This is a genomic window from candidate division TA06 bacterium B3_TA06 (assembly GCA_005223075.1).
Classification (GTDB): Bacteria; Hydrothermota; Tepidihabitantia; order B3-TA06; family B3-TA06; genus B3-TA06.
The window spans coordinates 235,925-247,872 of record NJBO01000001.1; the positions used below are offsets into that span (position 1 = coordinate 235,925).

At 50.6% G+C, this 11,948-nt stretch carries 13 protein-coding genes, 1 tRNA gene and 1 pseudogene; 6 read left to right on the forward strand and 9 right to left on the reverse strand.

Annotated features, from left to right (window positions below; translation table 11 throughout):
* Positions 1-41: 41 nt before the first annotated feature.
* From CEE36_01150 to CEE36_01185, 8 genes and pseudogenes are all read right to left on the reverse strand, one after another.
* Complete coding sequence (locus CEE36_01150; GenBank protein ID TKJ44379.1) at positions 42-1,061, reverse strand: tRNA 4-thiouridine(8) synthase ThiI; 1,020 nt, start codon at positions 1,059-1,061, stop codon at positions 42-44.
* On the reverse strand, positions 1,058-1,750 hold the full coding sequence (locus CEE36_01155; GenBank protein ID TKJ44380.1) for a hypothetical protein: 693 nt from the start codon (positions 1,748-1,750) through the stop codon (positions 1,058-1,060). Before CEE36_01155 ends, CEE36_01150 begins: the two co-directional genes overlap by 4 nt.
* Entirely contained in the window at positions 1,747-2,988 is a 1,242-nt protein-coding gene (locus tag CEE36_01160; GenBank protein TKJ44381.1) for a hypothetical protein, read from the reverse strand. Before CEE36_01160 ends, CEE36_01155 begins: the two co-directional genes overlap by 4 nt.
* An 8-nt stretch (positions 2,989-2,996) precedes the next feature.
* The gene (locus CEE36_01165) at positions 2,997-3,788 is read right to left on the reverse strand and encodes a hypothetical protein (protein TKJ44382.1); all 792 of its coding nucleotides are present in this window, start codon (positions 3,786-3,788) and stop codon (positions 2,997-2,999) included.
* A gap of 8 nt (positions 3,789-3,796) precedes the next feature.
* The gene (locus CEE36_01170; protein TKJ44383.1) at positions 3,797-5,014 is read right to left on the reverse strand and encodes a hypothetical protein; all 1,218 of its coding nucleotides are present in this window, start codon (positions 5,012-5,014) and stop codon (positions 3,797-3,799) included.
* Positions 5,015-5,152: 138 nt separating this feature from the next.
* The gene (locus CEE36_01175) at positions 5,153-5,614 is read right to left on the reverse strand and encodes a hypothetical protein (GenBank protein TKJ44384.1); all 462 of its coding nucleotides are present in this window, start codon (positions 5,612-5,614) and stop codon (positions 5,153-5,155) included.
* A 118-nt stretch (positions 5,615-5,732) separates the two neighbouring features.
* Positions 5,733-6,761 carry a hypothetical protein gene (locus CEE36_01180; GenBank protein TKJ44385.1) on the reverse strand — a complete coding sequence of 343 codons (1,029 nt, stop codon included), beginning with the start codon at positions 6,759-6,761 and terminating at the stop codon, positions 5,733-5,735.
* 209 nt (positions 6,762-6,970) lie between these two features.
* Positions 6,971-7,282, reverse strand: a pseudogene (locus tag CEE36_01185) (DNA methyltransferase).
* A 151-nt stretch (positions 7,283-7,433) separates the two neighbouring features.
* On the opposite strand from CEE36_01185, the gene CEE36_01190 reads away from it, so the two are divergent.
* Positions 7,434-7,769 carry a hypothetical protein gene (locus tag CEE36_01190; GenBank protein TKJ44386.1) on the forward strand — a complete coding sequence of 112 codons (336 nt, stop codon included), beginning with the start codon at positions 7,434-7,436 and terminating at the stop codon, positions 7,767-7,769.
* A 260-nt stretch (positions 7,770-8,029) separates the two neighbouring features.
* On the opposite strand, the gene CEE36_01195 is transcribed toward CEE36_01190, so the two are convergent.
* Positions 8,030-8,122, reverse strand: a tRNA-Ser gene (locus CEE36_01195).
* 186 nt (positions 8,123-8,308) lie between these two features.
* On the opposite strand from CEE36_01195, the gene CEE36_01200 reads away from it, so the two are divergent.
* From CEE36_01200 to rplU, 5 genes are all read left to right on the forward strand, one after another.
* The gene (locus CEE36_01200) at positions 8,309-9,346 is read left to right on the forward strand and encodes a hypothetical protein (protein ID TKJ44387.1); all 1,038 of its coding nucleotides are present in this window, start codon (positions 8,309-8,311) and stop codon (positions 9,344-9,346) included.
* A gap of 187 nt (positions 9,347-9,533) precedes the next feature.
* Positions 9,534-10,361, forward strand: coding sequence for a hypothetical protein (locus CEE36_01205; GenBank protein TKJ44388.1), 828 nt, complete (start codon positions 9,534-9,536; stop codon positions 10,359-10,361).
* Between the two features lie 87 nt (positions 10,362-10,448).
* Entirely contained in the window at positions 10,449-11,207 is a 759-nt protein-coding gene (locus tag CEE36_01210) for a triose-phosphate isomerase (GenBank protein TKJ44389.1), read from the forward strand.
* 2 nt (positions 11,208-11,209) lie between these two features.
* On the forward strand, positions 11,210-11,617 hold the full coding sequence (gene secG / locus CEE36_01215) for a preprotein translocase subunit SecG (GenBank protein ID TKJ44390.1): 408 nt from the start codon (positions 11,210-11,212) through the stop codon (positions 11,615-11,617).
* Positions 11,617-11,922, forward strand: a complete 306-nt coding sequence (gene rplU / locus CEE36_01220; GenBank protein TKJ44391.1) for a 50S ribosomal protein L21 — start codon at positions 11,617-11,619, stop codon at positions 11,920-11,922. Before secG ends, rplU begins: the two co-directional genes overlap by 1 nt.
* Positions 11,923-11,948: the final 26 nt, after the last annotated feature.

Here is an 11,948-nt window from a genome sequence, read left to right on the forward strand (position 1 = left end):
CAAATTGCGAAGGACGAAATAGAACACATCGCATGATTTCTTCAAAGCCGCCAGCCTTCCAACTCGGAGTCTTTCGCAGGAGCCACGAACAGGGTTTGCTCGGCACCTTCTTTATTCCACCAGGTGACGGTAACTTGAGGTTCTTTTTTGGCGTCCGAGTATCTGGCAACTATCTTTGCACCCCACAAGAAAACTTCGTTTTCTTGCGGGGACCCCGCTTTAAACCTGTTCCCCTCGGCGAAGAGTAATCCTATTGGGCTGCCAACCCCACCGACTTCTAGGAAGATGCGTCCTTCGCCACCGTGCTGCAGGAGTTCTTCGTTTTCTTCCTTATCCCGTCCCACTATCAACTTGGGGCCCTCTGGATAGCGGAAGTGCCTGCCTGTCTTGAGCAAAGCAACCGTTTCATCGGTTGCCTCGCCGGGATGATCGAGAAGGTCTTTTAGTTTACTGGAGTACTGGGGTTCGGTAAGAAGACAGCCTCCGGCAGGCGTAGCGAACTCAGTTATGCCCCATCGCTCGGCAAGCTCGAACTGGGGTTTTCGGCTCCGTCCCTGGATGTCGAGAAGTTTTTCCCGGTCTATTAAACCTTGCTTCTCCACCTCGGTTTCGGGAAGCAGTTTCGCTGACAGAGGTCGAAGAAGTCTGCCCTTCAGTCCTGCAGCACGTTCTATCACGTCAAGGGACTGCCGGTTCTGGCTCATTGGACGCTCGCCCAGAACCTCTCCCGTGGCTACTGCATCAAAGCCTTCGGCATCAGCGATCTCACAGGCTTTGCGCAGGAAAAGTATCTTGCAGTCTATGCACGGGTTAAGGGCGCGGCCAAAACCGTGGGGCGGTTTCTCAAGAAGGGGGCGAAACTCCTGTAGAGATATCCTTATACGCCGCAGATTGATGCTCCACTCCTCAAGATAGTTTTCTCCTCGCAGCCTCTCCGCACTCCCGGTAAACGGGGTTATGAAGTGAAGCGCTTCGACCTCCGCGTCTGTCTCCTTGAGTACGCGCGCCGCCAGCAGGCTGTCAAGCCCGCCGGAGAATAGACAGAGGATACGGGCGCTCATAAGAGTGCTTTAAAGAAATCCACCGTGCCGACGATCCAGTCGTAGACCAGGAAGTAGAGCCTGCCGATAAGAAGCGAGACACGAGACATCACCGTGTAGCCGAACGCGGCACCGAACGAGACCATGATGAAGGTGATGCCCACGCGCGATACCCCGCCGAGGAGACCTTTGTGAGGACGTGAGAAGTAGAAGTAGATGATGGTTGAGATCACACCCACAAAGAGCAGGAGATTGGCTACAACCTGCCAGAGATCAGGGGTCCAGAGTGGAAGGAAGGTGGCCTGAACCTGGGGCAGAAGCACACCCTGGATGCTTCCGGTTATACCCAGACCTGCGCCAAGTCCTATGGTGAACGCAATAGGCCAGCGGGATAGCCATCCTACCCGAGGACCGAACCAGCGGGTAAGCATAAGGAATCCCAGGGCGGTCGGGATGATTAGTATCCACGCCTCCCAGAACGCGGTAGCGGAACCGGTCTCAAGAAAAACCTGCCAGTTGTCGGCAAAGACGTTCACCACCATCTGCTCCATGGTGAACTTGGCGGCGTAGATCACCCAATAGGCCACCGAGGCACCCACGTAGAGGTGTTCTGCAAACTTGTAGAGTGGATTATCTCGGTAGAGAAAGGAGAGGATGGCGATAGTGAGCGTGGCAGCGATCCAGATGCCGAGGATTGTGGAGAAGTTCATCTCCTCCTCCTTCTCTCCGCAATGTCCATAGCGAACTCGGCGATGCTGCCTATGACGATGAGGATGATGACAAGTATGTGTGCCGTTGACTGTGCAGGCATCCCGCGGGTTGCCAGGCCCTTCTTTTCTATGAGGGACTCGTACTCGCTTGCGCCCTTCAGTCCGCCGAGAAACCCTGCAAGCTGACCAGACTGAAGGTAGGGGTAGAGATCAGGAGCAACAACACCGGTCACTCCTCCTATGATCTGCTGGCCGAAACGGGCGCCGGCGAAAGCGATCCAGGTCTCGACCTGGATTCCATGAGCAAAACTCGCCAGGATCGCGATATCATCGTAGTTATGAACACCGACCATCATAGGGAGAGAGTCAACATTGATGTTCTGGTAATCCTGTCGGTAGAAGTCTCGTATCTCACGTCCCATTCCTACTATTATCGGCACCATACCGGGACGGTAGCCGAGGTTGACAAAGTCAATTCCATATCGTTTAAGATACTGATCAGCGGCGTGCCCCAGGGCCTCTTGGTATTCGGTGATGTGCTTATTGTACTCGGCGGCGGCGCGTTCCAGGATCCGCACATACCCTGGATTCTGCTCGCGGACGTCGCCTTTTAATCTCTTCTGATACTCGGCTGCATGCCTGTTGAACTCCTCACCAGCATACTTCACCGCCTTCCAATACTCAAAGATATGTTTCTGGAACTTGATGGCGGCACTGTCCACCTCCTCGAGGTAATGGAAGACGAGGCTGTCCAGGGTTTCCTGGTGCTGGAGAGTATACTCTTGATCGAACTCGGCTGCGGCAGTTTTTAATACCTCCCGGTATCCGGCAGTATACTTATCGAGGTCCTCACCGGCGTGTTCCACCGCCTGTTGATACTCTGCTTCATGGTTTTGATTGTACTCCGCAGCGCCGCGTTCCACGGCCTCCTGGCCCAGGGGCAGGCCGGTAGGGATGTGACCCAGGAGGATTATCCGCAGATCCTTGCGGAAGGCGTGGTTCGTTATCGCCACGATCATGGGCTGGCACTCAGGGTAGCTGGTTGCATCGTAATCCACCGAGAACATGATAACAGAGCCAGATTTCAGGGTATCGATGGCGTTGAAGGCCTTTTGAACAGGTTCTCCGATCTCAAAGGGGATAGGTATGGTAAAAAGCATAGGCACAAGCACCACTCCGATCATAAGAAGGAAGATGATCCGGCGGTCAATATTGGTTAGCCACTTTAGGAACTTCACTTCCCCTCCTATGTCGAAGAGATGTAGGTTCGTTCAATGCCCAGTATGATGCGAATGGACATAGCGATTGTACCTAGAGTCACGCCGATAAGTATGCCTCTGCGTGCCGCGGTCTGGGGCACCGACATGAGCCATTCCTGAACCTGGGGCGCGAGCCGAATCGCATCCTGCGGGAATGCAAGAACCAAAACGCCCAGGCCTACTCCGAGGGCAGCAAGAACGGCTCCGAACACCGGCTTCCTTATAATCAGCCTGTGGATGCCGGCCGCAACGAGAAGAACCGCCAGGATCAGGGTCGCGGGAACCACACCCATGCTCAAGCGCCCGATCATCACAAGGATTGCAGCGATCAAAAGAAGGGTAGCGTCGAATGTCCGGGCGCGGAAGGCACGGTAGGCGGCAGATGCGATAAAGAAGGCAAGAAGCGCAAACATCGTTCCCTGAAGCGGAACCATTATCCACTTGTAGACCCAGAAGAAGCCGCCCACTTCATTCAGCGAGGCAAGCTCAAGTGGGGTGCCGTATTTTGCCCAGGTAACGATGCCAGCGGCAAGGGTTCCGAAAAGCCCGAAAAGGGTAACAAGGCTGTAAAACCAGTCCTTCTCCCTGCGTGCTACCTTGCGGGTGTGGTGTTTGATAAGGCTATCTATCCCCAAAAGAAGGGTGAAGCCTCCAAGGATCGAGTACCATACGAGCATTCGCTGCTCAAGGCTTCCGAAGGGCTCGCGGGGGATAAAGAAGGTAACGACCACGAACACCCCTGCAAGGAAGGTTATGATAAGGGGCAGTGTACGTTTCATGCCTTCTCTCAGGATGTGGTGAGGAAGCTTACGAGCCTCTCGAACCCGCTGTTAAAGAACTCGGTCAGGGAGCGAAGGATGCCGCTTTCACCGGAGATGGAGGTCAATACAGCACCGATGGTTCCCACAACTGAGACTACCACTATCAACCCAACGGTGATGAGCTTTGCTATGTCTTCACTTTTTAAGGAGCCAAGAAGCTGCGGGTCGCGGTCAAGGTATGCCGAGGCGGCGAAGAGTTCTTCGCCTATCAACGTGTAGTCGCAGGCAGCAATAAAGAAGGGAAGCTGGGTGGCCATGTTGGTTCCGGCTATCTGGATTGCACCTACCGAGTGCGCGGTCTCGGCAAGGATAAGCGCCTCGGCGTAGAACACACCCTGCAGGAATACAGTCCCCGGCTTCTCGCGAAGCATGATGCCGTTAACACCTGCCGCGTAACCGAACTGATCCGCGGTAAGAAAGGTGATGTCACCCTCCTGGTATAGATCGGGTCGTCCGGCTTCAGAAAAGGCCTGCTTGACCGTCTCCTGGGCAGCGGTCATCACTATGGGATCGTAGTTGGGAACCAGTATCCTCGTCTCATACTCTGCCGCGCGTCTGGCGACTCGGCGCAGGATGGATAAAGCGGCAAGGGTGGCAACATCGGTGAGGTATCCTATCCCGAAGCTGAAAAGGATAGGCTTGCCCATCTCGGTTGAGCGTCCTACCGCCTCGTCTATGGCGTCCAGACCGGCTATCCGGCGGACGAACATCTCGCGGTCGCGCTTGGCGAACTCGATATAAAGAATAAGCAGCAGTCCGTATACGACAGCAAACACCAGCACCGGTATGCGATTGGTGTTGAACCACTCCGGCTTTGCCTGAACCGGGCCCGCAATCTCGGAGGAAGCGCGACTTTCCAGCTCCCCCACAACATCCACACGGTAGTAGTAGTCTTTTTTGTTGCGGAGCAGGGTATCGGCGTCAGTGTATGCGGTGGTGGGGACGAGGAACTCGACTATCTTCTCGAAGGGGCCTTTTGCCGACTGCGCCCGGTAGACCTCGTAGCGCTTTACGCGTGCCGAGTCAGGGGAGAGTTTCCATGAAAGATCAATGCTTTGCCCGGCGTCATTGGGTGTGTCTTGAGTCCGCAGGTTCTCTACGGGCCGGAGCACCACGGGTGTCGCCGCGTTCGCGTCAGACACGGGCTGGGCAAAGAGCAGCGCAGTCAAGTACACTAAAACCACATACTCCTCCTCGGGCTGGTTAAAAGGGAAAGCTTACCCCGCCCGCCTGCATTGTCAAGCGTAGAGATTTTTACTTGGATTTGAGAGGAGGTAACTGGAATTCAGCAAACTTAACGTCTAATTCAGGTATTTTGTGTTTCAGTATTGCTGGATTTCGCCGTAAAGATAAGGAAGTTTATCCTGTTTTAGCCTGAATTTAGTCCCGTGATTATGACCGGTTCGGGCATCGAAATCTACATATATGAACCCTTGCTCTATGGCACTCAAGAATTTATCGAAATTGAACTCACTCAATATCGTTATCTCTTTATACCAGAAATGTTCCCTGCCGCTGATGCGTTTCCTTTCGGCCTTGAGATAAAAACAATTCTTGAGTTTTGTGCCTGCTTTATGGAATAAGTCGGTAAACCCCCAGTAAGGTTGAGGATTTAACTCACTTAAACCTACTCTTTCTCCAACGGATTTTAACCATTCAGCATGTTTTTCAGCGACGGCTTTTGAATCGAAGGAGATTTTTACTTTGGATTCATCAGGATCTATGATGACTGTGAAGCCACGATCCGAGCGGGATGAACCACTGATTGTTTGCCGAAAACTCATCTCGGTTGAAGGATATTTTGTCCCAGCCTTTTGATGAGGCTAGCCGTATAAGGGAAATCGTAGGGGCTGACCTTTAGGTCAGCCCGGACATTGAACGGGCCGACTTAAAAATCGGCTCCTACTTCTGAGATTCAATGAGTTTGATCGAGCGATTCAACTGCAATAACAGAACTGCATGTATGCCAAGTGGTGTAAGATAAAAATGGTTACTAACTTTTGATAATAATTGAAGTTCACACGCATAATTTGAGAATATGTATGTAGCTGTATCTTTAGCTCGTTCGCGCTTCCAGGTGCTTGATTTACCGATTGATTCAATGAAGTAGTCGCGCAATTTGTGAAACGGCACAGGATAATTACTTTTGGACAGGACAAATACGGACTCGACCATACTAAATATTGTAAAGGTAACGGAAGAAAAGAACGGATTCTCCATGATGAATTTGGCTAAAAGATCTAATTGCTCTTGGCTAAATCTATCGTTGATCGTTGAATCGCCTTCTGCGAGGAAGGTACTCCCAAAATCAGTTAAGAAATACTGTTTCTGGAATTTTGTAACAAGATTTAACCGACTCGCAACCGTAAGTCTATTCCCAATTGTCTTTTTGGATTTTTTTAAGTTAGCACTGATTTGATCAAGGGATCCTCCTTTTACTAATAGCAATAAAGTTGGTTTTAATAAGCCTAAACGGACAACCCCAGAATCTGCGGATTCAATCTTTAGGAAATAGGCCATTTCTCTGAAATTATCAAAGAATTTAGAGAGTACATCTTCTGGTTTGTAAACTATCAATTCTATTCCGTTACGATCGCACAACTTGAGGTCAGAAGGTTTTGCCCCTGTAACCATAACCGTCTTTTTTATGGGAGCCTTGATTAAGCGATTGTAGCTCTGTAATTCTATTAAATCCTCATAGTAGCCATTAATCTGGTTGATTATCTCTTTATAGAAATCAACAACTTTCAGTTCTATGAGGAGTAGCTCATTCTTATGAAGATATAGTAAATCGAGGTTGCCTGATTCTAAAGTTTTTTGTCTAGCAACCAGGCTTAAATCTGAGAAATTGACAGATAAGATCTCAGCTAGAATTGTTTTATCTGCTGTCAGTATATCTTCAATTGTTTTTTCGGAAATGGAAGTAGTCACAGTCTGTTTTTCAAAGAGTAAAGAGGGGCATCATCAGAAGTCATTTCGTCGCATTCGAAACAGACGAAGTCGCCATGCGGGAACAATAATCCGTTTGCTATTCTTGTTTCAACGTCATTAAGATCAGGTACTCTGTTTACAAACCAGCCGGAGCCAAGCCTTACACTTCTACCGCAATGATTGCAAATTTGTACAACGCTACTGTCAGAATCCTGCGCGGCAACTAATGTGGTTCCACTTCCCACAAATGGGTCTAAAACGAGTTCTCCCTTATGGCTGAATAGCTCAATGACCTTTCGGGCTAAAGAGATCGGGAAAGTCGCCGGATGCACTTTTTTATCTCGAACGTCTCTTCCTTCATAGAAGAACTGCCACACACCCAGTTGGCTCTTAAGCCACTCTTTAGCAGTCATGCAGTTAATGTGAGTGGGACCACAGTTGCAAGTCCTAGTATAACCAATATCCAGTTTCTTTGTTGGGGACTTTCTCTGCGTGGTCGTTTTGGATTCAACGATACTCATCCAATAAGTATACTATACCCATTGTAAGAGTCAACCCTCTAAAACCCGGAGAGATTGGGTTTTTAGAAGTTCTAAGGGGTTGATTTTACTCCTTAATCATGTATCATCCGGCGATTGAACGAAATCGGGTCAGGCTAATCCAGGAGGAAGAATGGCCAAGGTCAAGCGGGTGCAGCCCTACGAGGAGCCGCATCCGTTCAACGTATCATACATCAAGAACCCTACGCAGGCCGACCTGCGCTGGCTGGCGTTGGAACATACCCCGGCGTGCTACGTTACGAAATACGGCAGCATAAACAAGCTGGCCCGCAACAAGGCGCGGAAAGCAGCCTATACCTACATCATCGCCCCGGAGCCTGACGCGCACCTCTATTCGAGTAAGGTGATCGCCCCGGAGCGCGCCGAACCCATCCTGATCCGGGTGTGGGAGTATGTGGAACTGCAGGGCAAGCTTATTGAGATTCAGGGCTACTACGGGCTGGGCTAGCGGCGCTTCCCTATCCACTCCTTGACGCCCCTTCTGTTAACATCACTATCGCCCATTACAAAAACATGCTACATAAATACTCTTTTTTGTCAAGAGGTAAAGCAATTATCCGTTTTTCACCCGAAACACCCAAAATTCCCCCAATTTGTCCACCTTTTGACCAGCATTTGACCAGCTTTTGACCAGCTTTTTGGCGACGAGTGCCACTCAAACCTGACGAGTTGGGGCCGAGCTAAAGGTCGGCCCGCTTACCTTAAATATAGCGGAGAGGGCGGGATTCGAACCCGCGACCCCGGTTTCCCGGAGTACACGATTTCCAGTCGTGCTCCTTCGGCCAGCTCGGACACCTCTCCTAACCCTCAAGTATATAGAGATTAAGAGGAAGGTCAACTGTTAGGTCTGTATGATCAAGACATCGTTATCAGCTGCCAAGCCTGAGCCTGCCCGTCATCTTGGCGCACAGACCATAGCTTCTTGACAACCCCTTTTCACCGACTAAACTAGTTTAGTTCTGATCCGATCTCTTAACCAGAGGAGGAATGATGGTCAAGACTGGATGCTTTGCGGTAGTGATGGGATTGCTGGTTACAGCAACTACGGTGATGGCGGATGCAAAATCTGGGGAGAAGCAACTCAAGGAAGCCCATCAATACAAGCAGCAGGCTTTAAATATAGGAGGCTACGTTCAGGCCCGTTGGGAAGGAACCCTGGCTGGGGATGAGTTCCCAAACGCCTTCAGGATTCGCCGTGCATATCTTGGTGCCTCAGGCAATGTGGGGAAATGTTTCTCCTACAAAGTGCTTCTCACAATGCCCGGACCGTCGGTTGAGCTCTACGACGCCTATGTTGATGTAAAACCTTTCAAACCTCTTATCATTAGGGTAGGCCAATTCCAGACTCCTATCGGTATGGAGAAGCTTCGCTCCTCGTCGGTTATCCTTTTCCCTGAACGCACCTTTTCGTCAGGTTGCCATGATTTTCCATTAATGGATCGTGATCTTGGTGTTATGCTTGCAGGCAAGGTCAAGTCCATAGGTGCACAGGTGGGCATCTTCAACGGCGAAGGCCGCAACGTTAAGGTGGACATCAATGAGGCCAAGGATATCACTGCCAGGCTGACGGTTAAGCCGATAGATTATATGCACATCGGTGGCGCCTACCAGATGGGCAAGCGCTCAACGTTAGACACCCTGGGTGAACCCACAAACGATTGGAAGTTCAATCGCTGGGGCGCTGAGTTTGCCTTAAACCCTTGGGATCTTTGGTTCGCTACAGAGATCATGGGAGGCAGGGACGATACCATCTCTCTCATTACATACTACGCCGAGGCGGGTTGGATGTTTTCCGTTCCTCTCGACTGGATTCACGGTGTTCAGCCTGCGGTGCGGTACGAGGCAATCGATCCCAATACTGACACAGCTGGAGACACCCGCAGCATCATCACCGCAGGAATCAACCTTCACTTCCTTCCCAAGCATCAGGCAAAACTTGCCCTGTGCTATCGGATGATTACGGAAGAAAGAACCGAGGTTGATAACGACCAGATCATAGCCCAGCTGCAGCTAAAGTTTCCTTAGCGCTCCTTTTTACCTCCGGCAAAAAGATCGCAGTATGAAAACGTAGGGGCCGACCTTCAGGTCGGCCAGTTTATTTATGTTGAGCAAATCTGGAGGGTTACACCGTCTGCTTGACAAGACATTCACCTCAACTATAGTTTAACTTGAGAGATTGCGGCTTAAGAGTTAAAAAGTTTAGGAGGCAACGATGTCATCAGGTAGCGATCTTATGCTTTACTTGACGGCTCTTACTCAGGCTATACGGGAAACCCGAATATCTCTTTCGGAACCGTTGCATGACTCTGCACTCATAGGTATAATCTCAGAAATAAGTAAAGTGGCGCTTGAATCAAAGAATCCTCTCGGTAAGGATCAAGCAACGAGTTTGATAAATTGGCTTAACAGTCCACAGGGAAGGAATGCTAGTGCTAAGCTAGTCATTGAGAAAGTACAAAACTTTTCACTCATGTGTAGCGTTTGGGATCTTACTATCGACCAATTGATAGAAAAAAAACTGCAGAAGCCTACACCTCCAGAAAATGAAGAGTCTAAGGATGAGTTAGTGAAGTACAAACACGCTGAGAAGAAAGCTTTTATAATTATGCCTTTCGAGAGTTCGTTTTCAGATGTATGGGAAGGAGCTATCCGAAGAGCATGCAAAGAAACAAAGTATGAGCCTCTTAGAGTTGACACTATCAAGCTTTCTTCCTTCATAACCGAAGACATTAAACAGAACCTAAAAGATGCAGATGTAGTAATCGCTGATGTCTCCAATAACAACCCAAACGTTATGTTTGAATTAGGTTGGGCGCTTGCCACGAGAAAGAAAGTTATTGTGCTTTGTCAAAGTGAATTCAAGGATAAGGTGCCATTTGACATCAAGGACATTCGGCGGTTGCGCTACGAATTGAGTTGGGCGGGTATAGAAAGCTTGAAGGAGGAACTAAAAGAATATATTGGGGAAACTGAAAAGAAATCCCGGAAGCGGAAAGGAAAATCCAAAATATCTAAGGAAGAACCGCCAAAGAAATCCTAGGTCTACGCAGACCCCCAACGAACACTGGGGGTCCGTTTGCGGTGCTGTCTTAGGTTGACACTTAGCTCTGGTAACATATAATCATAAATGAGAAGACTGGCTTTGGTCGGGAACTGGAAGATGCATACCACCCCGTCGCAGGCGCGTGAACTCGCCCGCGAGCTGCGCGAGCGCCTGGAGGGTGTAAAAGAGGTAGATATAGCGGTTTGCCCTCCTGCTACGTCGCTTGCGGCAGTGGCCGACGCCCTTGCGGGTTCAAACATAGCCTGGGGTGCGCAGAACGCCCACTGGGCAGAAGCCGGGGCATTCACAGGTGAGATCTCGGTCTCGGCACTGCGGGAGCTGGGATGCACATACGTTATAGTGGGTCACTCGGAGCGAAGACACATATTCGGTGAGTCGGATGAGATGGTTGCCAAAAGGCTCGTGGGGGTAACTGCAAGCGGCCTTGTTCCGATACTTTGTGTTGGCGAGACCGAAGCGGAGCGGGAACTGGGGCAAACCGAGAAGGTTCTTACGAGGCAGCTGGAGCGCGCGTTCGAGAGGATCGAGGAACCGCCGGCCATGGTCGCTTACGAACCTGTGTGGGCGATAGGGACAGGCAAGCGTGCGGAGATTGGCGATATGGAGATGGCACATCGTTTTATAAGAGAGAGATTGGCTGCAAGGTTCGGTTCAAAGGCTCAAGGTGTTCGCATACTCTACGGAGGGAGCCTGAAGCCTGCCAATGTTGCCGAACTCGCGTCAAGTGAGGAGTTTGACGGCGGACTTGTGGGCGGAGCGTCACTTTCCGCCTCATCGTTCGCCGAGCTTATAGCTCGTGCTATTGAAAGGAGGAATCACTAGCTATGCAAGCCGTATTTGTTGTGATTTTCGTTCTACACATACTGCTCAGCCTATTGCTCGTAGTGATAGTGCTTGTTCAGCAACGCACCAAAGGCGGGATGGCTGGTGTGTTTGGGGGAGGAGGAGGCGGAGGAGGAGGAGCTGAGCAGATCTTCGGCTCCTCAGGGGTTGCACCATTCATGACCCGAATAACGACTATTCTTGGAGCGGTGTTCCTTATGACAAGCCTGTTATTGGTGCTTTTCTCCGGGACTGCAGGGGGTGTTAGCAAAGCCCCTGCGGCAAGCGGTCAGCCGCAACAGACAGCACCTATCCCTCAGCTTGCAGAGCCGGCTGAGGGGCAAAAGCAAGAAGCACCCCAGGAAGTGCCCGGACGGGTTATCCTTCCCGACACGGCTGGAGGCAACTGATGTATGCAATCGTAGAGATAGCCGGTTTCGATTACAAGGTTAAACCCGGAGATCGAATTACCGTCCCTCATCTGCCCAATCAAGCAGGGGAAGAGTTGGAGTTCTCACGGGTAAAGCTTCTTCGGGACGAGAAAGAATTGAGGTTATCCCCCAAGGCGTCGGTTAAAGCAAAGGTGCTTGGCCATCACCGCGGGAAGAAGGTGATTGTTTACAAATTCAAGCGTCGCAAGGGATACCGACGCAAGATAGGCTATCGCGATAGCCTTACAGACCTCGAAGTTAGCGCTATAATCACTAAGGGGTAACCTTCTTGGTGGGTTTTGCGTCCTTC

Coding starts and splice junctions, on each gene's coding strand:
- CEE36_01150 (TKJ44379.1), bottom strand. CDS start 1,061: ATGAGCGCCCGTATCCTCTGTCTATTCTCCGGCGGGCTTGACAGCCTG.
- CEE36_01155 (TKJ44380.1), bottom strand. CDS start 1,750: ATGAACTTCTCCACAATCCTCGGCATCTGGATCGCTGCCACGCTCACT.
- CEE36_01165 (TKJ44382.1), bottom strand. CDS start 3,788: ATGAAACGTACACTGCCCCTTATCATAACCTTCCTTGCAGGGGTGTTC.
- CEE36_01175 (TKJ44384.1), bottom strand. CDS start 5,614: ATGAGTTTTCGGCAAACAATCAGTGGTTCATCCCGCTCGGATCGTGGC.
- CEE36_01190 (TKJ44386.1), top strand. CDS start 7,434: ATGGCCAAGGTCAAGCGGGTGCAGCCCTACGAGGAGCCGCATCCGTTC.
- CEE36_01200 (TKJ44387.1), top strand. CDS start 8,309: ATGATGGTCAAGACTGGATGCTTTGCGGTAGTGATGGGATTGCTGGTT.
- CEE36_01205 (TKJ44388.1), top strand. CDS start 9,534: ATGTCATCAGGTAGCGATCTTATGCTTTACTTGACGGCTCTTACTCAG.
- CEE36_01210 (TKJ44389.1), top strand. CDS start 10,449: ATGAGAAGACTGGCTTTGGTCGGGAACTGGAAGATGCATACCACCCCG.
- secG (TKJ44390.1), top strand. CDS start 11,210: ATGCAAGCCGTATTTGTTGTGATTTTCGTTCTACACATACTGCTCAGC.
- rplU (TKJ44391.1), top strand. CDS start 11,617: ATGTATGCAATCGTAGAGATAGCCGGTTTCGATTACAAGGTTAAACCC.